The following is a 24,814-nucleotide window of genomic DNA, read 5'->3' as shown; positions in this document are numbered from 1 at the left end:
AACATATTATGTTTTTAAGGCTATTTTTTTATTTAAGTACAAATTAAATATGTGGAAAAAAATGTTTTTTTAAAATATAATATTTATAGAGGGTATATGGGAGGGGTTTTATGGCATTTGAAAATGTAGTTATATTATATAAATCTAAGTATGGAAGTTCAAAGAAGTATGCTAGTTGGATTAAAGATGAATTAAAGTGTGATATGTTTGAAAAAGACAAAGTTTCTTTAAAAGATTTAAAAAAATATGATAGTATAATTTATGTCGGTGGTGTATATTCAAACTCTGTAAATGGATTTGATAGTTTAGTAAAAAAGTTTGATGAATTGATAAATAAAGAGATAATTTTAGTGGCTGTTGGCTTTTCATTAGGAAACGAAAATGAAATTAATAAAATAAAAGATTTTAATTTAAAAGATGCTCTTAAAAATAATGTAACCTTATTTTATTTAAGAGGTGGATTTGATTTTGAAAAGTTAAAATTTTTCGATAAAACAGCTATGAAATTACTTAGAAATAGATTGGTAAATAAAAATAGGGCTTTAACTGAAGAAGAAAGATTTTTATTGAGTTGTTATGAAAAATCACATGATTGGACTAATAAAAAAAGTTTAGATAAAATATTAGATTATATAAATAAAAAAACAATAAAAACAAAAATTAAAGTAAAATGTTAATAAAAAAGTCATCTTTAATAAAGATGACTTTTTTATTTAAATATAGATTATGCTCTGTTTATTGAACCGAACATTTCCATTTTTGATTTAACCATGTCTTTGATTGCTTCAAATCCTGGTGCAAGAAGTTTTCTTGGATCGAATCCTTTTCCTTCTAGGTCTTTTCCTTCTTCAATGTATTTTCTAGTAGCTTCTTGGAAAGCTAATTGACATTCTGTATTTACGTTGATTTTTGAAACGCCAAGTGATATAGCTTTTTTAATCATTTCATCAGGAATTCCTGTACCACCGTGAAGAACTAATGGCATTGGAGCAGTAGCTTTTTCTATAGCAGCTAAAGCATCAAAATCAAGTCCTTTCCAGTTTGCTGGATATTTTCCGTGGATGTTTCCGATTCCAGCAGCTAACATTGTAACTCCTAAATCAGCTATTTGTTTACATTCTTGAGGATCTGCAATTTCTCCAGCTCCAACAACTCCGTCTTCTTCTCCACCAATTGAACCAACTTCAGCTTCTAATGATAAACCTTTTCCTCTAGTTAATTTAACTAACTCTGAAGTTTTTTCTATGTTTTCTGCTAATGGATAGTGTGATCCATCAAACATTATTGATGAGAATCCAGCTTCAATAGCTTTGTGAGCTCCTTCGTAGCTACCATGGTCTAAGTGTAATGCAACTGGAACTGATATGTTTAATTCTTCTAACATTCCATTAACCATTCCTACTACTGTTTTGTAACCACACATATATTTTGCAGCACCTTCTGATACTCCTAGGATTACAGGTGATCTGTTTTCTTCTGCAGTTAATAATATAGCTTTAGTCCATTCTAAGTTGTTGATGTTGAATTGACCAACTGCGTATTTACCTTCTCTTGCTTTATTTAGCATTTCTTTTGCTGAAACTAACATGTGCAAAACCTCCAATATTTTAATTTAATTGTTTATTTTGAGAAGTAATTGCTATTACAAAAATTTCTCTCTATTCATTAGTATAACTCAAAATTATAATTATGAAAATAGCAAAATCGATAAAATTATTACATAAAGTATGAATAAGTAACAATATATTCAAAAATTACAAAGGTGTATACGAAGTGTTAAACTTATATGAATTAATGATTTTGTTTCCAAATAGTAATCTTTAATGAAGAATTAAAGTATAAAATAGTAATTGATTTTACATTAAATTTACTTAAATTAAATATTTATATAGAAACAGGTGGATAAATAAAAATGAATTATTCAAACAGAAGTAAAAGAAAAAACAAAGCATTTAAGAGAAGAAGAATTATTACAATAGGAGTGGCAGCTTTAATTGTTATTTTAGGAGCAGGAACTTATGCTTTTGCCCATCATAAAAGTGAAGCTGATTTGGAAAATAATAAAAAAGTACAAGCTAAACAAGAAGAAGTTAAAAAACCAGAGCCAACTGATGTAATACCAGGACAAAATATTATTTATGCAGCAGATAAATATGCAGTTCCAGCAAATGATGTTTATGATATGATAGAAACTAGAAATAAAGTGAATGATGAAAAAGAAGTATTTTTAACATTTGATGATGGTCCTAGTGAAAATACAAGTAAAATATTAAAAATATTAAAAGAAAATGATGTACATGCTACTTTCTTTATAATGGGTAATCAATTAAAAGAAAGTGAAGAAAATAAACAACTTTTAAAAGAAGAATTATTAGACGGAAATGCAATAGCAAATCATACAGTAAGCCATAATTATCATAAATTATATCCAGGAAATAGTGTTAGTGTTCCAGTATTTATGAAAGAGTTAAATGAAAATAATGAAATGATGAAAGAAATTCTAGGAAAAGATTTTAGTACTAGAGTAATAAGAATGCCAGGTGGATATATGTCAAGAAAATATTATCGTGATTCACACTTAAAGGCTTTAAATGAGGATTTCAAAAAAGAAGGTATAATATCAATAGATTGGAATGCTGAAACTGGAGATGCTACAGGAAATAACCTTCCTGTAAGTACTTTAATAAATGGTGCAAGAAAGTCTACAAAAGGAAGTTTAAAACATATTGTTTTATTAATGCATGATGCAGCAGCAAAGAAGACTACAGTTGATGCTTTACCAGAGGTAATAAAAATTTATAAAGATGCTGGATATAAGTTCAAAGTAATAAAAAATGCACCTATGAGTTATTTTGAATCAAAAGATAATACTGATAAAAATAATGATAATAAAAATAGTAAAGAAAATGAAAATATAAATAAATAATATTAAAATAAAAAGATTAACAGAAAGATAAAATTTTCTAACTGTTAATCTTTTTTATTATTTATATAAAATATCTTTAGTTACATCATTATAGTAAGGTGAGCTTGGATATGAATTTTCAATGTGTTGAGCATATTCTTTAGCTTTCTTGTTATCACCTTTGTTATGATAATAAAGTGATAAATTATATAATATTTCAGCTGTATATAAGTCTGAATGAGGATATTTATCTAAATATTCTTGGAAATATTTAGCTCCATCATCTTTTTTATCAATTGAATTATATGTAGATCCAAGAAAATATAAAATATGAGGTTCTAAATAACTACCATTGCAGTATTTATAAGCCTTGGTAAAACTATCTAACGCTTTATCATAAGTTTTAAATTTGTATTGCTCTAGTCCCTCGTTATAGAATTTTTCTATTCCTTTAGTTTTCATAAGTTCAAGAGCCTTATCATAATTTTCTTTAGTAGCATCAGTAATAGTATTTTGTGGATTTTCTTCTAGTAAAGTATAAATTTCATTATAATCATTTTTTGATATTGCATCTGAAAGTTTACTATTAAGCTCCTCAGCTGACATTTTTGCTTTTTCTTCAGTTTGCTCTTGTTTAGTTTCATTATTAGCTGGTGCTTTAAAGTGTTTGATTCCAACGTAACTACTTATTACAACAATAAGAGCACAAACAGCTATTATTGCAGACTTTTTACCTTTATTTGAAGGTTTATCATTTTTTGTTTTATTTTTATCTGCTGTTTCTTCTTTAGTAGAAGCATTTAAATCTTTAGTTTTAGAATTTTCTCTATTAGAATCTTTTTCTATTTTTTTAGAATTAGACTCATCTTTTCTTAAATCTTTTTTATTATCTTCCTTGTCATTTACTACTTGTTTATTTTCTATATTAGTTTCAAATTGTTTTTTATTATTTTTATTTTCTAAATCTTTTTCTTTAGGTTCGTTATTTATAATAGTATTTTTTGCTAAAGGTTCTTTTTGTTCTAAAATTTTTGGATTTTTATTATCTTTAGCTTCTTCTTTTTTATGTTCTATCTTTTTAGCTTCTTTTTTTTGTTTTTCTATTTTTTTTGCTTCAGAATTAATAAACTTACTTAAATTACTTAAATTTAAAGTTAAATTTAAAGCTCTTTGTTTAGTTTCATCATCTACATCTTGAAGGCGCATCTTAGCAGTAGGGTTATTATTATATTCTGCATTTATTTGCCAATTAAGTACAGCTTCTTCTATTCTACCAAGTTTTAAAAGAGCCTCTCCTTCAAGTTCAAGAGCTTGTTCATTATTGTATTCTTTTTCAAGTATTTTATCGCATATTTTTAAGACTTCTTTATAATTTTTATTATCATATAAATCTTTGGCTTTTTTAAGCCTTTTATCAAAATTACCCATAGTTCCTCCTTATAAAATGCTTCCATATATTATTTTAATACATAATGTCAAGAAATTTATTTCGAAAATATTTCTTTTAATAAAAAAATATAAAAATATATTTAAAAATCATGTATTTCTTATAAAAATAAAGTCTTTAGTATAGATTTTAAATAAATAAAACAAAAATAAATAGTAAAAATATAGATAATTTGTTAATATATTTTATAACTATTAAAATTTTTGAGGTGAGTTTAGATGAATTTAGAAGTAATTTTTGAGTATTTTTCTCAATATGGATTATTATTTCTGTTTATTATAGTTTTTTTAGAATATTTAAATTTACCAGGATTACCAGCAGGGATTATAATGCCAGCTGCAGGAGTTTTAATTGATAAAGGACATATTAATTTTTTTACAGCAATAGTTGTTTCGGTATTGGCTGGATTACTTGGTAGTATATGTTTATATGCAATAGGTAGATATGGGGGTACAGTATTATTAGAGAAGTATATAAAAAAATTTCCGAATCAAAAACAATATATTTATAAAATATCAGAAGAAGTAAAAAGGAGAGGAAATTATGGTGTACTTATTAGTAAGTTAATTCCGGTAGCTAGAACTTTAGTATCAATACCTGCAGGAGTTTTTAAAATAAATTTTTTAGGATTTTCAATATTTTCAACTATTGGGATAATTATTTGGAATACAGCATTTATAAGTTTTGGTTATATATTTAGTGATGTTATTTTTAAATAATTATTTTAAAATTTGGATAAGATATAAGGAGAATTACACATATTTTAATAATTGTATAGTGTAATTCTTTTTTTTGTTAATAGTATCTGATAAAATTTAACAAAAAAACTATTTACAAATCTTATCTAAAGAAGTATCATTTAACTATAAAGATTATTGAATAATACTTATTAATTAATATAAAATATCAGGAGGTACTTATAATGAAAGTTATAGTTGTAGGTTGTACTCATGCAGGAACTGCTGCAGTAGTAAATTTAAAAGGATTATATCCAGAATGTGAAGTTACAGTATATGAAAGAAATGATAATGTATCATTTTTATCATGTGGTATAGCACTTCATGTTGGAGATGTAGTTAAAGATTTAAATGATATGTTCTACAATTCTCCAGAAGGTTTAGCAAAATTAGGCGTAAAAACAAACATGCAACATGATGTTTTAGATATAGATTTTGACAATAAAAAAGTTAAGGTTAAAAATTTATTAACTGAAGAAGAATTTGAAGATAGTTATGATAAATTAGTTTTAACTATAGGATCATGGCCAATAGTACCAAAATTTGAAGGTGGAGATCTAGAAAATATAGTTCTTTGTAAGAATTATAACCAAGCAAAGGTTATAACAGAAAAAGGCAAAAAAGCTAAGAATGTTGTTATAATTGGAGCAGGATATATTGGAGTAGAGCTTGCAGAGGCATTCCAAATGTTAGGCAAAAATGTAACATTAGTTGATGCAGAAGAGAGAATAATGGCAAAATATTTAGATAAGGAATTTACTGATGTTGCTGAAAAGGAATTTAAAGATCATGGAGTAAAATTAGTTTTAGGTGAAAAAGTTAGTTGCTTTAAAGGAGAAGGCGGAAAAGTATCTAAGGTTGTAACTGATAAAGGTGAATATGATGGAGATTTAGTTGTATTATGTATTGGATTTAGACCAAATACAACTCTTATTAAAGATAAGCTTAAAACTTTACCAAATGGTGCAATAATAATTGATGAATATATGAGAACAAGTGATGAAAATGTATTTGCTGCTGGGGATTGTTGTGTTGTTAAATATAATCCAACAGGAGAAGATAGATATATTCCACTTGCAACAAATGCAGTAAGAATGGGTACTTTAGTAGCTAGAAATATTAAAAAACCAACTATAAAATATATGGGAACACAAGGTACATCAGGTATAAAAATATATGAACAATGTATAGCTTCAACAGGATTAACTGAAGAAGGAGCTAAACTTGCAGGAATAGAATGTGAAACTTCAACAATTGAAGATAATTATAGACCAGAATTTATGCCAACTTATGAAAAAGCTATGGTTAAGATTGTATTTGACAAAAATACAAGAAGAATATTAGGTGGACAAATAATGTCAAAAGTTGATTTAACACAATTTATGAATACTTTATCAGTCGTTATTCAAAATAAAATGACAGTAGAAGAACTTGCTATGACAGACTTTTTCTTCCAACCACACTTTAATAAACCATGGAGTTTATTAAATCAAGTAGCACTTAATGTACTTTAATAAAAAGGTTAAAATATCTTAGTATAGTATAATTTGAGGATTTGATATAAGACCTATAGCATTTTATGCCGTAGGTCTTTTATTTTGTTTTAAAATTTTAAGAGTAAAATTTATATTTTATGTTAATCCTAAATTTATATTAATTTAGGAGTGATTAATTTGAATATAAAAATTGATGAAAAGGCAAAAATAGCATTAAAACAATTAATTAAAAATAGTATTGATGATTACGTTAGAATAAAAGCAAGTTTAGCTTGTGGTTCTTCTTATTATGATTTATTTATGGATTTTAAAAGAGAAAATGATAAAATGGTTGTTATAGATAATATTAAGTTTATTTTTGATGAGTATTCAGAAAAAGCTTGTAATGATATTATAATACTGTATGATAAAGATATTTACGTAAAAGGATTTTATATTAAGGAGAATAAATGCAAGATTTAGAAAATGTAAAATTAAGAAAAGAAGAGCATATAAAGTATGCAAAAGAATCCTATTCTAATGATGATTATTTTAAGGATGTAATAATATTAAATAATTCTATACCAGAAATTAATTATGATGAAATATCTCTTAAAACAAAATTTTTAGGAAATATTATTAATATGCCTTTAATAATAAATGCTATGACTGGTGGGGCTGACTTAAGTTTTAATATAAATAGAGATTTAAGTATTATAGCAAATGAATTTAATATACCAATGGCTGTTGGATCACAATCTATAATGCTTAAAGATAAATCTTTTGAAAATAGCTTTAAAATTGCAAGAAAGAATAATAAAGATGGCATCATTATTTCTAATTTAAGTGCTATGAGTTCTCTTGAAAATGTAAAAAGGGCAGTTTCTTCATTAGAGGCTAATGCTATTCAATTACATTTAAATGTTTCTCAAGAACTTGTTATGACTGAAGGTGATAGAAATTTTAAAGGTATGCTAAATAATATAGAAAATATAATAACAAATATAGATGTACCTGTTATAGTTAAGGAAGTAGGCAGTGGAATAAGTTTTGATGCTTGTAAAAAGCTAAAAAATATTGGAGTTAAATATATAGATGTTGGAGGAAAAGGTGGTACAAGCTTTATAAAAATTGAAGCTTTAAGAAATAATAGTGATATATGTAAAGAGCTAATGCAACTTGAAATACCAACTCCACAATCTATATTGTTTTGTAGAGCTGTAAGTGATGATTTAAACATAATATCATCAGGTGGAATTAGTAATTCAATACATTTAATAAAATCATTAATACTTGGTGCAAATATAGTAGGTATTTCAGGAGCAATATTAAAAGTATATTTAGAAGGTGGAATTTCTAAGGTTAGTGATTATATTAGAAAGATAGAAAATGATAGTAGAATATTTATGGGATGTTTAGGGTGCAATGAAGTTGATGATTTAAAAAATATAAAATATTATTATAAGAATCAAGAGATGGTTAATCATTTTATTAATAATTAAACAAAACTAATAATAACATTAATAATTACTGTGGAAGAAATGTTTGTATTGTGATATAATTTGTATGTTATTCTTTAATGATGGAGGAGTAAGGATATGAAACATATAAAGACAATCAACAAAACAAACATCAAAAATAGTTTAAAGAAGCCTGGATGCAAAGAATGTGCAAACTCATGCCAATCAGCATGTAAGACTTCATGCACAGTTGCAAACTTAGAGTGCGAAAACTAATAAATGAGCAGTAACTTAAAGATTTAAGTTGCTGCTTAATTATTAATGTGCAAGATATATGAGGAGGAATTTTTAAAAATGGCATTAATACATAAATTTAAGCAAGGAGACAATAGTTTTGTCTTAGATGTAAATACTGGAGCAGTTCATATAGTTGATGATTTAGTTTATGATATAGTTGATGATAATGCATTAAGAGATAAAGATATAATTATAAATGAATTAAAAGATAAATATCCTGTTGAAGCTATTAGCGAAGCTTATGATGAGATAAAGGAATTAGTAGATGAGGACATGCTTTATACTAAAGATATGTATGAAGATATAGCTCATAGTTCAATGGATGATAGAGATTATATAAAAGCTGTATGCTTAAATATAATACATGGATGTAATTTAAGATGTAAGTATTGTTTTGCAGATGAAGGAGAATACAATGGACATAAAGGGGTTATGGACATTGAAACTGCAAAGAAGGCAATTGATTATGTTGTTAAAAGAAGTGGCCCAAGAAAAAATATAGAAATTGACTTATTTGGTGGTGAGCCAACACTTATAATGGACACAATTAAAGAAATAATAGCTTATGCAAGAGAAAATGAAGCTAAGTGGAATAAAAATATAAGATTTACAATGACAACTAATGCTACTCTTTTAAATGAAGAAATGATGGATTTTATGGATAAGGAAATGGGAAACATAATTCTTTCATTAGATGGTAGAAAAGAAGTTAATGACAATGTAAGAATAAAGGTTGATGGTTCAGGTTCATATGATGATATACTTCCAAACATTAAAAAAATGGTGGAAAAGAGAAATAAGAATAAAATGTTCTATGTAAGAGGAACATTTACAAGAGCTAATACTGATTTTTATGAAGATGTTATGGCTATGGCAAATGAAGGTTTTAGAGAAATTTCAATAGAACCAGTTGTATTACCTGATGAACATCCATTATCACTTAGAGAAGAAGATTTAGATACAATATTTGAAAACTATGATAAGTTATATGATGAAATGGTTAGAAGAAAGAAAGAAGGAGACGAATTTAGATTCTATCATTTTAATGTGGATTTAAATGGTGGACCTTGTGTTTACAAGAGAATTTCAGGATGTGGAGCAGGTTTTGAATATGTAGCAATAACTCCACAAGGAGAAGTTTATCCATGTCACCAATTTGTTGGTAAAGAAGAATACAAACTTGGAACAATATATGATGATTCATATAATTCAGAGCTTGGAAAGAAATTTAAAAAGGCACACATATACAATAAGCCAAAATGTAGAGAATGTTGGGCAAGATTCTATTGTAGTGGAGGATGTCAAGCAAATAATGTTAATTTCAATGGCGATATAAATGTTCCTTATGAAATTGGTTGTAAAATGCAAAAGAAGAGAATTGAATGTGCAATAGCTTTAAAAGCGGAATAATATATTAAAAAGTGTACTTAAAGGAGAGATATTTAAGTGATTAAGGAATATACTTTAAAAAATGGCATTAAATTAATATATAAAAATCATAGTTCAAATCTTACATCTTTATGTGTTTCATTAAAAGGTGGAGCATTAATGGATGGAGAAAAGTATGGGGTAGCCCATGCCACAGAACATATGGTTTATAAAGGAACAAAAAATAGAACTGAAGAACAAATAAATATAGAATTAAGTGAAATTTTTGGTTTTCAAAATGCTATGACTAATTATCCTTATGTAATATATTATGGAACCTTATTAAGTGAAGATTTATCAAAGGGAATAGATTTGTTTTCAGACATTATAATTAATCCTGTATTTGATAAAAATGGTTTTAATGATGAGAAGAAGATAATAATAGAAGAACTTAAAGAATGGGATGAAGAGATAGAACAATATTTAGAAGATAAGTTATTTATAAATTCTTTCAATAATAGAAGAATTAAATATCCCATAATAGGAACTTTTGAAAGTTTAGAAAACTTAAAGGTAGATGATATAAAGGAATTTTATAATAAAGTATATTTCCCAAGTAATATAAGTATATCTATTATTACTAATATAGAATTTGATAAAGTTATTCATATTTTAGAAAAGTACTTTGGAAGTTGGAATAAAAAAGAAGAAGAACTTAATAAAATTGTTTATGAAAAAAATGAAGAAAAATATTTTGAGGAAGCAAAACAAAATATTAAAACAAGTAAGATTCAAATTAATTATCCTATAGATAATTTAAATAATAAAGAAATTAAGGCTCTCAAAATATTTAATGAATACTTTGGAGATGGAGTAAACTCTAAACTTTTTGATACATTAAGAACAAAATATAATTTAGTATATGATGTATTAACTAGAGTTTGCTATGAAGAAGGAATTAAGTTCTATAAAATAACTTTAAGTACATCAAAAGAAAATTATAAAAAAGCTATAGAAATTATAGATAAATGTGTTAATGATTCATTAAAATTAAATGAAAGATTAACAGATAAAGATTTAGATAAATTTAAAAAGAGCTTTAAGCTTAAAAGATTATTTAGAGAAGAACAGAGTATAGTGCTAGCAAAAGAACTTGCTACATTTAATACTATGTTTAATGATTATAATATATATATTGATGAAACAGAAAACTTAGATGATATAGATTTAAATTTTATAGTAAAAACTATAACAAAAGTATTTGATAAAAAGTTTATTCAGGTTTTAAAATAAAAAAGTTGCCTTAAATTAAGGCAACTTTTTTATAATAAAGGAGGAAAATATATGAAAAAAATACCTTTATTAAAAGCTTTATTAGATTATCATAAAGAAAAAAATCTTATACTTTCCATGCCAGGAAATAAGTGTGGTATTGGATTTTTAGGAGATAAGCTAGGAGAAGAATTTGTAAATAATTTAGGTTTTTTAGATATTACAGAAAATGATCCTTTAGATAATTTACATTATCCAGAAGGTGTTATTAAAGAAAGTGAAGAGCTTTTAGCTAAAACATACAATGCTAAAAATGCATTCTTTCTTGTAAATGGAAGTTCTTCTGGAAATTTAATTTCTATTTTTAGTGCCTTTAATGAAGGAGATGAAGTTTTAGTAGAAAGAAATTGTCATAAGTCTATTTATAATGGATTAATACTTAGAAAATTAAAAGTTACATATATAGAACCAGTAATAGATAATATAAATGGAATTTTCTTACCTCCAGATGAAAATAGAATTTATGAAGCTTTTAATAAATGTAAAAAAGCAAAAGGAATAATTCTTACAAATCCTAATTATTTTGGAATAAGTTATGATATGGAAAATATAATTAAAGACTTAAAAAGCAAAGGATTAAAAGTAATAATAGATGCTGCACATGGGGCTCACTTTATTGCAAGTGAAAGATTACCTAAAAGTTTAACTTCATTAGCTGATTATGTAGTGCTAAGTGCTCATAAAACATTACCGTCATTAACTCAAAGTGGATATTTAATTGTAAATGATAAAAATTCAGATGTTTTATTTTATAAAAATGCATTTTTAAGTACATCACCATCATATCTTTTAATGGCATCTTTAGATTATGCAAGATATTATTTAGACGAATATGGACAGAAGAAATATGATGAATTAATAGATTTAGCAGAGTTTTGGAAAGCAAAAATTAATTGTATTGATAAAGTAAAGTTACTATCTAATTCAGATTTAAATAATGGTTATGAAATTGATAAAAGTAGATATGTACTTATATTAGAAGAAGGGTATAGTGGATATAAACTTCATGAGCTTCTTAGAAAAGAAAAGATTCAATGTGAAATGGGATTTTTAAGAGGTGTTGTTTTAATATTATCACCATTTAATAAGGACAAAGATTTTCAGAAAATTTATGAGGCACTTTTAAAAATAAATTTTGAAGCCATAAAATATTATGGTAATATTGAAAGTTTTAATATAAATACAAAAAAGGTGTTTGAGCCTTTTGAAGTGTTTAAAAAGGATTATGAACTTATAAGATTAGAAGATTCAATAGGAAAAATAGCTAAAGAAGCAATAGTGCCATATCCACCAGGTATTCCTTTAGTATGCCAAGGAGAATTAATAACAGAAGATGCAATAAATATTGTAAAAAATTATTTAGAAAATAATAAAGATGTTATAGGTACTTTAGATGGAAAAGTTAAAATTATAAAAGACAATATGTATTAATATAATATAAAATTATACAAAGAAAGTAACAATAGTTAAATACATTCATATATTATTACTAAAGAGTTTTAATTATACTAAAGAGTGAGAAAGAGAGGAATTAAAATGACTAGATGTAATAAAGGTTATGGAGAATGTAAAAAGGAAAAATGCTATTGTATACCATGCAAAGATAACAAATGTGAAAAGTATGAAAGATGTGCAGAAGAATTAGCAGCACAAAATAGAGCATTATTAGAAGCAATAAATAAAAAATTAAGAGAAGCTAACTGCTTACAAGAAGAAGCAGCTAAATATAGATTAAAAGCAGATCAACTATCAGAAAAAGCTGACAAAAAATTAAGAGAAGTTGAATGTCTATTAGAAAAATTTGAAGAAATAATTAGAAAAACAAATATTTTATTCTGTAAGGCTATAGAATGCTATAAAGAAGAAGCTGAAGATGATTTTGACTGTGATGGATACTGGAAGTGTAGATAAGTAATATGTTGGATGTGAAAATTTAAATTTTCACATCCTTTTTATAAAATAATTTACTCTAATTGGAAATTTTATTTGTTAAATATAAATTATATTGCAAAACAAATTATATTTAAATATTAATAATAAATTACAAAATTTTAATTAATAAAAGTATTGAATTTATTAAAATATAGTCATATAATAGATAAAAAATAAATGTAAAAAATTTTGAAGAGGAAGAGTACATAAAATAGTTCCTTTAAAGAGAGCTAAAGTTTGGTGGAATTTAGTAAGGGTATTTATGGAAGCAGCCTTGGAATTGCTTATTGAGAACTAAGTTTAATACTTAATAAAATAAGCCGTAATCCTAACGTTAAATAGGAAAGGAATAAATTTATTCTTATAGAGTGAATAAATATAGCAATATATTTATTTATTAGGGTGGTACCGCGAATTAGTAACCTTCGTCCCTTTATTGTGGATGGAGGTTTTTTTTATTTTAAATAAATTAGGGAGGATTTAAGAGATATGGAAGAAATTCTTGAGGTTTTAGAGAAAAACAGTAGATATAGTGATGAAAAAATAGCTATAATGACTGGAAAGACAGTAGAAGAAGTAAGAGAAGCTATTAGAGATTATGAAGAAAAAAATATAATAGCAGGGTATACTACATTAATAAATTGGGAAAATACAGGAAAAGAGACAGTTACAGCATTAATTGAAGTAAAAATAACACCTCAAAGAGGTCAAGGTTTTGATAAAGTTGCAGAAAGAATATATAAATTTTCAAATGTTAAAGCTTGTTATTTAATGAGTTCTGGAGGTTTTGATTTAACTGTAATAGTAGAAGGAAAAACAATGAAAGAAGTTGCTATGTTTGTATCAGAAAAACTTGCAGTTCAAGAATATGTACAAGGTACAGCAACTCATTTTGTACTTAAAAAGTATAAAGATCATGGAACTATATTTAAAGATAAGAAGATTAGTGATAGGGAGGCTATATTTATATGATAATGGAAAATATGATTTTAGATAATATAAAAAATATGCCCCCATCTGGAATAAGAAAATATTTTGATATGATAAACGAAATGGAAGATGTAATATCACTTGGAGTTGGTGAGCCAGACTTTGTAACACCTTGGAATGTTGTAGAAGCTGGTATATATTCATTAGAAAAAGGACATACACATTATTCTTCTAATGCTGGATTTATTGAACTTAGAGAAGAAATAGCAAATTATTTGTATAGAAAGTTTAATTTATCATATGACCCAAAAGAAGAAATATTAGTTACTGTTGGTGGAAGTGAGGCTATTGATTTAGCCCTTAGAGCACTTGTAGGTCCTGGAGATGAAGTTATAATTCCAGAACCTAGCTTTGTTGCTTATAAAGGATGTACAACTTTTACAGGAGCAACAGCAAAAATAATAAACTTAAAGGCTGAAGATGAATTTAAACTTATGCCAGATGATTTAAGAGATGCTATAACAGATAAAACAAAAGTTTTAATACTTCCTTTTCCAAATAATCCAACTGGAGCTATAATGACAAAGGAAGAATTAGAAAAAATAGTTGATGTTGTTAAAGATAAGAATATAATAATTCTTTCAGATGAGATATATGGAGAGTTATCATATGATAAAAAACATGTATCAATTGCAGAGTTTGAAGAGGTTAAAGATAAAACACTTATAATAAATGGTTTTTCAAAAGCTTATGCAATGACTGGATGGAGACTTGGATATGCTTGTGGAAATAAAGTATTAATAGATGCCATGAAAAAAATACATCAATATGCAATAATGTGTTCACCAACAACAGCACAATATGCAGCAATTGAAGCACTTAAGCATGGAGATGATAGTGTAAGAGAAATGGCATCAGAATATAATAGAAGAAGAAGAGTTTTAGTAAATGGTTTTAGAAAAATGGGACTTGAATGTTTTGAACCATTAGGTGCATTATATGTATTCCCATGTATTAAGTCAACAGGTATGACTTCAGATGAATTTTGTGAAAAACTTCTTATGGAAGAAAGGGTGTTAGCTGTTCCAGGAAATGCCTTTGGTGAATGTGGTGAAGGATTTATAAGAGCATGTTATGCTGCATCTATGGATGATTTAATAGAAGCTATAAAAAGGATAGATAAATTTATAAATAAATATAAAGCATAGTTTTTTAACTATGCTTTTTGTTCACATTTTAAGTAAAATAATGTAAAATTTATAATATATTAAATTTGTGGAGGTTTTGGTTTAAATGACTGATAAAAAAATAGATTTAGGTACAGGAAAGATAAATAATTTATTATTTAGATTAGCACTTCCTGCAATTATAGCTCAAATAGTTAACGTTCTATATAATATTATAGATAGAATATTTATAGGAAGAATACCAAATGGAGAAATTGCTATGGCAGGAGTTGGAGTAGCTTTTCCAATAATAATGATAATATCAGCTTTCAGTGCGCTTATAGGTATGGGTGGAGCGCCTCTTGCAGCTATAAAGATGGGAGAGAAAAATAATGATGAAGCTGAAGAAATACTAAGTAATAGTTTTTCAGCTCTTATATTATTAGGAATTATACTTACTATAGTTTTTACTATTTTTAAAGAACAAATGCTTTGGGCTTTTGGAGCAAGTGAAGCTACAATAAAATACTCAAGTGATTATTTAGGATTATATATTTTTGGAACTATATTTGTTCAAATAGCATTAGGAATGAATCCTTTTGTTAACACACAGGGATTTGCGAAGACTGGTATGGCTACTGTTATAATAGGTGCTATAATTAATATAATTTTAGATCCTATATTTATATTTGGTTTTGGAATGGGGGTTAAAGGTGCTGCTCTTGCAACAGTTTTAGGACAATGTGTCTCAGCTATATGGGTTCTTAAATTTTTATTTAGTCAAAAAAGTATATTAAAAATAAGAAAAGAGTACATGATTCCAAAACTAAAAATTATATTTCAAGTAGTAGCTCTTGGAGTTTCACCTTTTATAATGCAATCAACAGAAAGTCTTGTAATGATTATAATGAATAATCAATTATTAAGATATGGTGGAGATTTAGCAGTTAGTGCTATGACTATAATGAGTAGTATAATGCAGATAGTGTTATTACCTCTTGTAGGTTTATCCCAAGGTGCTCAACCAATAATAAGTTATAATTATGGAGCAAAAGAAGGAAATAGAGTAAAACAAACATTCAGATTATTATTTACTTATTGTTTATGTTATACAGGAGTTATGTGGATTGCTTTAATGATGGCTCCAGGTTTTTTTGTATCGATATTTAATGATAATTCAAATCTTATGGATATAACAACTTGGAGTATAAAAATATTCTTTGGTGGAGTTATTGCATCAGGAGCACAAATAGCGTGCCAACAAACATTTTTAGCTCTTGGACAAGCTAAAACATCATTAATATTAGCTCTTTTAAGAAAGATAATACTTCTTATACCATTAGCATTAATATTACCTATGATTTTTGAAAATAAACTTAAATGGACTTTAATGGCAGAACCAATTGCAGATATAACAGCAGCAACTATTACTGTAATATGTTTTGTATCATTTTATAATAAAAAACTTTCAGAAGATGCATTAGGTTCTGATAACGTTAGTAAAGCTTAATATAAATAAAAAAGGACTTTTTACTTAGAGTGAATTCTTAGTAATAAAGTTCTTTTTATTTAATAATTATAAAATTATGATTAAAAAATTTTTTGTGGTAAAATATATTAGTAGTATTAAGGAGGTAAAAAATGAGAGAATTAATAGACTTACATACACATACTGTGTCTAGCGGTCATGCATATAGCACAGTTAAAGAAAACATAGATAGTGCAAGAGATAAGGGAATTAAATATTTAGGAATTTCAGATCATGCTCCTAAAATGCCAGGCACTGCACATATATATCATTTTCATAACTTAAGAGTTATTCCTAAACATATTGATGGTGTTAATGTTTTTGTTGGGGCAGAAGTTAATATATTAGACTTTGATGGAAATGTAGATTTAACAGATGATGATTTAAATAATCTAGATTATGCAATAGCAAGTTTTCATCCACCTTGTATAAATCCTGGAACAGAAGAAGAAAATACAAGAGCTGTTATAAATGTTATGAAAAAGCCAAACATAAAAATAATAGGTCATTTAGATGATTCAAGATATCCTGTTAATTATGAAGAAGTTGTAATTGCTGCAAAAGAAAATAATATTTTATTAGAATTAAATAATTCATCTTTAAGACCAAATGGTTTTAGAGTAGGAGCCTTAGAAAATGATAAAAAAATGTTAGAGTTTTGTAGAAAACATAAAGCCAAAATAATATTTGGTAGTGACTCTCACATATGTTATGATATAGGAAAGTTTGATAACTGTATAAATTTAGTAGATGAAATAAATTTCCCAAAAGAACTTATAATTAATTATAATGAAGAAGAAATAAAAGGTATATTTAATATATAAATTGTTTAGGGCTATTTTAAATAGCCCTAAATTACTTTTACATAAAAATAAGAGGGGTAAGTATTAATGGGGGATAATAAAACTGTAAATATATTTTATTCTTTAGAAAATGAAGAAAATATATTGAATAAATTCAATAGTGATATTTTTAAAGTATATAATCATATTTTTAAAAAAGATAAAATTATAAAATTTATTAAGTATTATAATTTTTGTTTTGATATGTACAATGTGAATTTTATAAGTTTTAATGATATAAATTATTTTACTAAAACAAATTTATTTAATAATAGTTTTGTAAATATAATAATATGTAATATTAAAGAAAAAGAGCATTGTATAAAGAAATTTATTAATTTAAACAAAATAATTTTTATAGAAAATAAATATATAAAAACTAGAAAAGATATAGATATGATTATTTTATTAAAGGAAATATTATTTTTTTACTTTAATAATTATGATGAACGTATAAAGTTAAAAGATATTTATGTATATGTATCAAATTTATATAATAAAGAGAATTGTGGGATAGGAGTATATAATACATTAAAAGAGTGTAATAAATTATATAATCAAAGAAAAGTTAAAATTAATATTATTAGTGGAAGTGAATTAAATATGGAAAGTTTATATTATATATTTGATCCACTTTTAGAGTATACAAATGAAAATTCTAAAGTTAGGTTTGAAAATATTATACAAAGCAATATAAAGAATAATTTTATAATTAATATATTAGGAGCTGAGTAAAGCTCTTTTTTTTTATGAAAATTTGACTAAAAATTAACAAAAAAATGAATTATTTAATTTATTTAAGTAAATAAATTAAATAATAAAACTTAAAAAACTTAAATAATTATTTAGAAATTTAAATATAATTGTGAGTTTATTGTTAATGTTATAACATAAGTGTGAAATTAATAACAAAAAGATTTGAGAAAACTTTATAAACTGAGGAGGAATTAAATTAGATGGATATCTTAAGTATTTTAGGAAAAACATTAACAGATAACGCAATTATAGGTGCAATATTTTCATCAATAGCAATTATTTTTTTAGGATTTTATTTAAGAAAGAAAAATATAATAAATGATAGTGCTGCAAAAATATTAAGTAAGGTAGTTTTATCAGTATCACTTCCAGCATTAGCATTAAAATCATTTTTAGTAGATATTAATAAGAAAAGCTTACATGAAGGAATAAATCTTTTAATATGGGGATTTGCAATTTATATAGTTCTTATATTTATAACTAAGTTATTTTATTCAAGATACAAGGGAGACAAACAAGATGCCTTAAGAGTATTAACAGTATTTGGATCAACAACTTTCTTTGGAACTCCGATTGTACAAGCTGTTTATGGAACAGTAGGAGTTATGTATTCTTCAATATTCAATATAGCTTATAGAGTGTTCCTTTATTCATATGGATTTATTAAAATGTCAGGTTTGAAGATGGATAAAGAAAACTTTAAGAAAAATGTTAAAACTATGTTTTTAAATCCAATTATTATAGCAACATTTTTAGGTTTATTTATATGGTTATTCCAAGAGTCATTACCACAAGTAGCTGTTTCTACTAAAGAAGGGGTAAAAAACTATGCATTTTTAAGAATTGACCAAACATTACCATGGCTTTATAAACCTTTAACTTACTTAAGTGCTTTATGTTCACCACTTGCATGGTTATCAATTGGAGCTAATTTAGCTACAATACCATTTAAAGAAGCTATGGGATCAAAAGATTCTTGGTACTATAGCATTCAAAAAGTAATTATAGTTCCATTAATAAATATAGTATTATTATATGTTTTAAATGTAACTGGAATTTTACCAGTATCATATATTGGACTAGCTACTGTAGTAATAATGATGGCAGCGCCAACAGCAACAGTTGCAGCAGCTTATGCTATAAGCTTTGATAAAGAATCAGTTCTTTCATCAAATTGTTCATTATTATCAACTATAGTTGCAGTAGTAGCAATGCCAATATGGATAGTTGCTTTAGAAGTAATTAAAAATATAGGGTTATTTGTATAGTTAAATTTTAAATGACTATAATTCAGGAATTAGATTTAAAAACTTTTTCCTGAATTAAGTCTTATTTTAATATAGATATATTTTTATATATTTAAAAAGAAGGGAAGTTTTTTTATGTCAATTAAGTTAGTTTGTTTTGGAGTAAGACCAACAGAAGTTGAATTTTTTAATAAATTAAATAAATATGGATATGATTTAAAACTTGTAGAAAAAGGCTTAAATCATGAAAATGTAAAAGAAGCTATAGGAGCAGAAGCTATAATGGTTAGGGGTAACTGTATGGCTGATAGACAAAACTTAGAGCTATTAAAAAATAATGGATTAAAGTATGTACTTACTAGAACAGTAGGATTTGATCATGTTGATTTAGAAGCAGTAAAGGAATTTGGATTAAAGTCAGCTAGAGTCCCAGGATATTCACCAAATGCAATAAGTGAACTTGCAGTAACTCTTGCAATGATGTTACTTAGACATACAGCTTATACAGTAAATAGAACAAGAGAAAAGAATTTCATTGTTGATGCTAATATGTTTAGTAAAGAAATTAGAAATTGTACAGTTGGAATAATTGGAACTGGAAGAATAGGACTTACAACTGCTAAGCTTTTTAAGGGACTAGGAGCAAAAGTTATTGGTTATGATGTATTTCAAAGTGATGCAGCGAAAGAAATTGTTGAATTTGTAAGTCAAGAAGAATTAATAAAAACTTCAGATGTAATTTCAGTACATATGCCATATATAAAAGGAGTAAATTATCATTTAATAAATGATGAATTTATAAATAATATGAAAGATGGCGGAATAATCATAAACACAGCAAGAGGAGAACTTCAAGACATAGAAGCAATTATAAGAGGAATTGAAAGTGGAAAACTTGGTGGTTATGGAGCTGATGTATTAGAGGGAGAAAGTAGAGTTTTCTTTAAAGATCTTAAGGGACAAGAAATAGATGATAAAAATATAGAAAAACTTATAGAAATGTTCCCTAAAGTATTATTAACTCCTCACATGGGATCATATACAGATGAAGCTTTAACAAATATGATAAGTATTTCATATGATAATTTAAATGAATATTTAACAGAAAGTAATTGTAAAAATGCAATAGCTTAGTATATTTATAATAAAGCCTTACTTGTAGAAAACTATAAGTAAGGCTTTTTATAATTAAGGTTTAAAAAATAAAAAATGTCGAAAAAAATAAAATAATTATGTATAATCTAATATAAAAAGAATAAAAGGAGAGAATATGAGTTTTAAAAGTCGTGTACGAAAACGTAGTATTATAATAGCGATAATACCATTAATCCTTGCTTGTATATTTTTTATGAAGCTTAGAGTTGACGATCTTAATGATGAAATAAAACAAGATTTAAAAGAAATCTCATATGTAATAGCTAATACCCCAATAGTTCAAAATACATTAGAGCAAAGAAAAAATAATTTTGAGATTCAATCTTATGTAAGTAAATTTGTGAAAAACTTTAAAAACATAGATATAATTGTTGTTGGAGATATGACCGGAGAAAAATACTCACATCTTGATGTTAATCAAATAGGACAAAAGTTTGTAAATACAGATAATAAAGATGTAATTAAATATGGAACAAGTTATTATTCAACAATGGAAGGTTCTATGGGTGTTACAGTTAGATACTTTTCTCCAATATATAATAATGATAAACAAGTTGGGTTTGTTATGGTAGGTAAATACTTAAAAGATGTTGAGTCAGTAACTAATAAGGTTATAGTTATAACAATATGCTTATTTGTTTTAATATTGCCAATTACAATAATATTATCAGAAACATTTGCAAGAAAAATAAAAAGAGAAATGCTTGGTATGGAACCTGATGAAATAGCAAGATTATATAATGAAAAGAGAATAATACTTGATTCCATAGATGAAGGTGTAATTGCCATAGATAGAAATAATAAAATTTTAGAAATAAATGATAATTGTTTTAAGATGCTAGATACATTAAATATAGAAGAATTAATACAAAAAATTTCTAAATATATAGATAATAAGAGTAGTGTAAAAATGAAAGAAATAACATTAAGTGGTGAAAAGGTATTTGTAAATTTAAGTTTTATAAAAGAGAAAGAAAAGTATTTGGGTGCTGTTGTTACTTTAATGAAAAGTGAAAATATAAATAGACTTGCAAGAGAAATAACTGGTATAGACGGATTACTTAAAAATATTAGAGCAAATGTTCATGAATTTAAAAATAAATTACATGTTATTCTGGGACTTATAAATTTAGAAGAATATGATGAAGCAAAAAAATATATAAGTGAGTGTCAAAAGGAAGTTTTAGAAAATACAACTACTGTTGCAGGAATAAAGGATAATTTAATAAGTGCTATGCTTCTTAGTAAAAAACTTATTGCAAATGAAAAGAATATAAAATTTATAATAAATGAAGATTCTTATATGATGCATTCACATGGAAGAGTAACTTCAATTGACATAATAACTATACTTGGAAATCTTATAGAAAATGCTTTTGATGCATGTATAGAAAAAGGTTCTAGTGGAGTTGTAGAAGTTTATATAGGTGAAGATGAAAAAATAATAAATATAGAAGTTACAGACAATGGAATTAATATAAATAAAAATATAAAAGATAATCTTTTTGAAAATGGAGTAACATCTAAAGGTACAGGGAGAGGAATTGGATTATCAACTGTAAAAGGTAGAATTGATCTTTATGGTGGAAGTATAAAAATAAAAGAAAACAAAAGAAATAAAAAATTTATAATAAGTATATTAAAGGAGGAATAGGTGTGAACAAAGTAGTTATTGTTGAAGATGATCCTATGGTAGCTTTAATAAATAAAAAATATGTTGAGATGATTAATGGATTTTCAGTATTTAAAACTGTATCTAATAAAGAAGATTTAATAGATGTTTTGGAAAAAGAAAGTATAGATTTAATATTATTAGATGTTTACTTACCTAAAGAAAATGGTATAGAAATATTAAAATATATTAGAGATAAAGGAATATTATCAGAAGTTATAATGATGACAGCAGCAGATAAGTCAGAAGAAATAAAAACTGCTTTTGCATATGGAGTAGTAGATTATTTAATAAAGCCATTTGAATTTGAAAGATTTAAGAAAGCTATAGATAAGTATATTAAAAAGAGAGAACTTTTAATTCAAAATACTAAGTTAGATCAAAATGATTTAGATAGATTATATAATAATGATAATTTAGTTAATGAAGAAAATAAACTTCCAAAAGGAATAAATAAAAATACATTAAATAAGATATACAATGTTATAAATGAAAATAATGAAGAATATTGGACTATAAGAGGTATATCAAAATTAACAGGTGTAAGTAATGTTACTATAAAAAAATATGTTGATTATTTAGAAAATATAGGTGAAGCTGAAGTAACAATAGATTATGGTAATGTTGGTAGACCAGAATACAAATATAAATTTATAAAAGAGAATTAAATATAGAAAATAACTCTAAAAATGTATATAATATAATTAAACATGTTTTGGAGATGATTTTATGAACTATCATAAGTATAAATATATTGGATTATTAGGACTTTTATCTTTAATAGGGCTAAAAGGATTTACATCTAACAATCCAATATATTTTCTGTTTTTTATAAACATTTTATGGTTCACATATTTTTATGAAAATAGTTTAGTTTACAAGAATAAAAAATTTAAATAAAAAATAATTAACAAAAGGAGAAATTATGAAAATAGGATTTGATCATAAAAAGTATTTAGAAGAACAGTCTAAATATATTTTAGAAAGAGTAAATAATTACGATAAACTTTATTTAGAATTTGGAGGTAAGCTTCTTCAAGACCTTCATGCAAAGAGAGTATTACCTGGATTTGATGAAAATGCAAAAATAAAATTATTACATAAGTTAAGAGATAAAGCTGAAATAATTATTTGTGTGTATGCAGGTGATATTGAAAGAAATAAAATAAGAGGAGACTTTGGTATTACATATGATGCTGATGTACTAAGACTTATTGATGAACTTAGATCATATGATTTAGATGTAAATAGTGTTGTAATAACAAGATATGATGAACAACCTTCTACAAATATTTTTATAAATAAGCTTGAAAGAAGAGGAATAAAGGTATATAAACATAGAGCAACTAAAGGATATCCAACAGATGTAGATACAATAGTAAGTGATGAAGGATATGGAAAAAATCCATATATAGAAACTACAAAACCAATAGTTGTTGTTACAGCTCCAGGACCAGGAAGTGGAAAACTTGCAACATGCTTAAGTCAACTTTATCATGAGAATAAAAGAGGAAATGTTGCAGGATATTCAAAATTTGAAACATTCCCAGTATGGAATGTACCATTAAAGCATCCATTAAATATTGCATATGAAGCTGCAACAGCAGATTTAAAAGATGTAAATATGATAGATTCATTCCATTTTGATGCTTATAATAAGGTAGCAGTAAATTATAATAGAGATATTGAAAGTTTTCCAGTATTAAAAAGAATTATAGAAAAAATAACAGGAAAAGAATCTGTATATAAATCACCTACTGATATGGGAGTTAATAGAGTAGGTTTTGGAATTATAGATGATGATGTAGTAAAAGAAGCTTCAAAACAAGAGATTATAAGAAGATATTTTAAAACTGCATGTGAATACAAAAAAGGTTATGTAGATAAAGAAACATTTCAAAGAGTATCACTTATAATGAGTGAATTAAATTTAGTAGAACAAGATAGAAAAGTTGTAACTAAAGCTAGAGAAAATTCTGAGAGATTAAAGAAGTTAAAAGGTGGTAACGAGATATGTCCATCTGTTGCAATTGAATTAGAAGATGGAACTATAGTTACAGGTAAAACATCAGAACTTATGGAAGGCACAGCAGCAGCTATTGTTAATGCTATTAAATATTTTGCTGATATAAATGATGATATTCATTTAATTTCACCAGTTATATTAAATCCTATAATAAGATTAAAGAAAGAAACATTAGCATCTAAAAGACCAGCTCTTAATTGTGAAGAAGTTCTTATGGCACTTAGTATATGTGCAGCTACTAATCCTATGGCGCAAGTTGCTGTTGAGAAACTTTATAAGCTTAAAGGAGCTCAAGCCCATTCAACTACAATAGTAAGTAATAATGATGAACAAACATTTAGAAAACTTGGAATAGATATAACTTGTGATGCTGAATATGCAACTCAAAATTTATATTATTAATTATAATAGATAAGAGTTTAACTCTTATCTATTTTTTTGTAGAAAAAAATAGAAAAATTTTAAAAAAGATGTTTACAACGGATAATTATTATTATATAATAATAAATGTAATCAGGAAAAACAAAAACGAATTAAGA

At 25.6% G+C, this 24,814-nt stretch carries 23 protein-coding genes and 1 other annotated feature; of the genes, 21 read left to right on the top strand and 2 right to left on the bottom strand.

The features are described from left to right. Nucleotides 1-110: 110 nt before the first annotated feature. Nucleotides 111-677, top strand: coding sequence for a flavodoxin domain-containing protein (locus AC4FQW_RS10605; protein ID WP_303129151.1), 567 nt, complete (start codon nt 111-113; stop codon nt 675-677). A 47-nt stretch (nt 678-724) separates the two neighbouring features. Here AC4FQW_RS10605 and fba read toward each other — a convergent pair whose 3' ends face one another. After that, nucleotides 725-1,588, bottom strand: a complete 864-nt coding sequence (gene fba / locus AC4FQW_RS10600) for a class II fructose-1,6-bisphosphate aldolase (protein ID WP_303129153.1) — start codon at nt 1,586-1,588, stop codon at nt 725-727. Between the two features lie 324 nt (nt 1,589-1,912). Between fba and AC4FQW_RS10595 the strand changes: the two genes are divergently transcribed. Continuing rightward, nucleotides 1,913-2,926, top strand: coding sequence for a polysaccharide deacetylase family protein (locus AC4FQW_RS10595; protein WP_303129154.1), 1,014 nt, complete (start codon nt 1,913-1,915; stop codon nt 2,924-2,926). Nucleotides 2,927-2,983: 57 nt separating this feature from the next. Here AC4FQW_RS10595 and AC4FQW_RS10590 read toward each other — a convergent pair whose 3' ends face one another. Next, the gene (locus AC4FQW_RS10590) at nt 2,984-4,333 is read right to left on the bottom strand and encodes a tetratricopeptide repeat protein (protein ID WP_303129156.1); all 1,350 of its coding nucleotides are present in this window, start codon (nt 4,331-4,333) and stop codon (nt 2,984-2,986) included. 237 nt (nt 4,334-4,570) lie between these two features. On the opposite strand from AC4FQW_RS10590, the gene AC4FQW_RS10585 reads away from it, so the two are divergent. From AC4FQW_RS10585 to AC4FQW_RS10495, 19 genes are all read left to right on the top strand, one after another. Continuing rightward, nucleotides 4,571-5,071, top strand: a complete 501-nt coding sequence (locus tag AC4FQW_RS10585; RefSeq protein WP_303129158.1) for a DedA family protein — start codon at nt 4,571-4,573, stop codon at nt 5,069-5,071. 203 nt (nt 5,072-5,274) lie between these two features. Then, on the top strand, nt 5,275-6,603 hold the full coding sequence (locus AC4FQW_RS10580) for an FAD-dependent oxidoreductase (RefSeq protein WP_303129160.1): 1,329 nt from the start codon (nt 5,275-5,277) through the stop codon (nt 6,601-6,603). A 159-nt stretch (nt 6,604-6,762) separates the two neighbouring features. Further along, nucleotides 6,763-7,047, top strand: a complete 285-nt coding sequence (locus AC4FQW_RS10575; RefSeq protein ID WP_303129163.1) for a hypothetical protein — start codon at nt 6,763-6,765, stop codon at nt 7,045-7,047. Next, nucleotides 7,035-8,066, top strand: coding sequence for a type 2 isopentenyl-diphosphate Delta-isomerase (gene fni, locus AC4FQW_RS10570; protein ID WP_303129165.1), 1,032 nt, complete (start codon nt 7,035-7,037; stop codon nt 8,064-8,066). Before AC4FQW_RS10575 ends, fni begins: the two co-directional genes overlap by 13 nt. Nucleotides 8,067-8,162: 96 nt before the next feature. Continuing rightward, on the top strand, nt 8,163-8,300 hold the full coding sequence (gene scfA / locus AC4FQW_RS10565) for a six-cysteine ranthipeptide SCIFF (RefSeq protein WP_035279055.1): 138 nt from the start codon (nt 8,163-8,165) through the stop codon (nt 8,298-8,300). Between the two features lie 78 nt (nt 8,301-8,378). Next, entirely contained in the window at nt 8,379-9,731 is a 1,353-nt protein-coding gene (gene scfB, locus AC4FQW_RS10560) for a thioether cross-link-forming SCIFF peptide maturase (RefSeq protein ID WP_303129172.1), read from the top strand. Between the two features lie 39 nt (nt 9,732-9,770). Beyond that, nucleotides 9,771-10,982: a M16 family metallopeptidase gene (locus tag AC4FQW_RS10555; protein ID WP_491149136.1), complete on the top strand. Its 1,212-nt coding sequence runs from the start codon at nt 9,771-9,773 to the stop codon at nt 10,980-10,982. Between the two features lie 51 nt (nt 10,983-11,033). Beyond that, nucleotides 11,034-12,452, top strand: a complete 1,419-nt coding sequence (locus AC4FQW_RS10550; RefSeq protein ID WP_303129175.1) for an aminotransferase class I/II-fold pyridoxal phosphate-dependent enzyme — start codon at nt 11,034-11,036, stop codon at nt 12,450-12,452. Between the two features lie 105 nt (nt 12,453-12,557). Next, nucleotides 12,558-12,932 (top strand): hypothetical protein, encoded by a 375-nt coding sequence (locus AC4FQW_RS10545; protein ID WP_303129176.1) that lies wholly within the window; start codon nt 12,558-12,560, stop codon nt 12,930-12,932. A gap of 201 nt (nt 12,933-13,133) precedes the next feature. Further along, nucleotides 13,134-13,389: a binding site (T-box leader), on the top strand. Nucleotides 13,390-13,442: 53 nt separating this feature from the next. Next, nucleotides 13,443-13,925 (top strand): Lrp/AsnC family transcriptional regulator, encoded by a 483-nt coding sequence (locus tag AC4FQW_RS10540; protein ID WP_303129177.1) that lies wholly within the window; start codon nt 13,443-13,445, stop codon nt 13,923-13,925. Continuing rightward, nucleotides 13,922-15,091 (top strand): aminotransferase class I/II-fold pyridoxal phosphate-dependent enzyme, encoded by a 1,170-nt coding sequence (locus tag AC4FQW_RS10535; protein ID WP_303129179.1) that lies wholly within the window; start codon nt 13,922-13,924, stop codon nt 15,089-15,091. The genes AC4FQW_RS10540 and AC4FQW_RS10535 overlap by 4 nt, the downstream gene beginning before the upstream one ends. Before the next feature lie 85 nt (nt 15,092-15,176). Beyond that, nucleotides 15,177-16,559 carry an MATE family efflux transporter gene (locus AC4FQW_RS10530; RefSeq protein WP_303129181.1) on the top strand — a complete coding sequence of 461 codons (1,383 nt, stop codon included), beginning with the start codon at nt 15,177-15,179 and terminating at the stop codon, nt 16,557-16,559. 131 nt (nt 16,560-16,690) lie between these two features. Further along, a complete protein-coding gene (locus AC4FQW_RS10525) occupies nt 16,691-17,401 on the top strand; it encodes a phosphatase (RefSeq protein ID WP_491148974.1) in 711 nt (236 codons plus the stop codon). A gap of 66 nt (nt 17,402-17,467) precedes the next feature. Then, entirely contained in the window at nt 17,468-18,154 is a 687-nt protein-coding gene (locus tag AC4FQW_RS10520) for a hypothetical protein (RefSeq protein ID WP_491148973.1), read from the top strand. Nucleotides 18,155-18,375: 221 nt separating this feature from the next. Next, nucleotides 18,376-19,443: an AEC family transporter gene (locus AC4FQW_RS10515; RefSeq protein WP_303130931.1), complete on the top strand. Its 1,068-nt coding sequence runs from the start codon at nt 18,376-18,378 to the stop codon at nt 19,441-19,443. A gap of 114 nt (nt 19,444-19,557) precedes the next feature. After that, nucleotides 19,558-20,556 (top strand): 2-hydroxyacid dehydrogenase, encoded by a 999-nt coding sequence (locus AC4FQW_RS10510; RefSeq protein WP_303130930.1) that lies wholly within the window; start codon nt 19,558-19,560, stop codon nt 20,554-20,556. 136 nt (nt 20,557-20,692) lie between these two features. Beyond that, nucleotides 20,693-22,231 (top strand): ATP-binding protein, encoded by a 1,539-nt coding sequence (locus AC4FQW_RS10505; RefSeq protein ID WP_491148972.1) that lies wholly within the window; start codon nt 20,693-20,695, stop codon nt 22,229-22,231. Between the two features lie 2 nt (nt 22,232-22,233). Beyond that, on the top strand, nt 22,234-22,917 hold the full coding sequence (locus AC4FQW_RS10500; RefSeq protein ID WP_491148971.1) for a response regulator: 684 nt from the start codon (nt 22,234-22,236) through the stop codon (nt 22,915-22,917). Between the two features lie 257 nt (nt 22,918-23,174). After that, entirely contained in the window at nt 23,175-24,677 is a 1,503-nt protein-coding gene (locus AC4FQW_RS10495; RefSeq protein WP_303130924.1) for a DUF1846 domain-containing protein, read from the top strand. Nucleotides 24,678-24,814 lie beyond the last annotated feature (137 nt).

The sequence above is a fragment of the Clostridium sp. TJA085 genome (assembly GCF_058310235.1).
The sequence above is the reverse complement of the archived record's forward strand: the minus strand, read 5'-3'. Positions and strand labels throughout refer to the sequence as shown.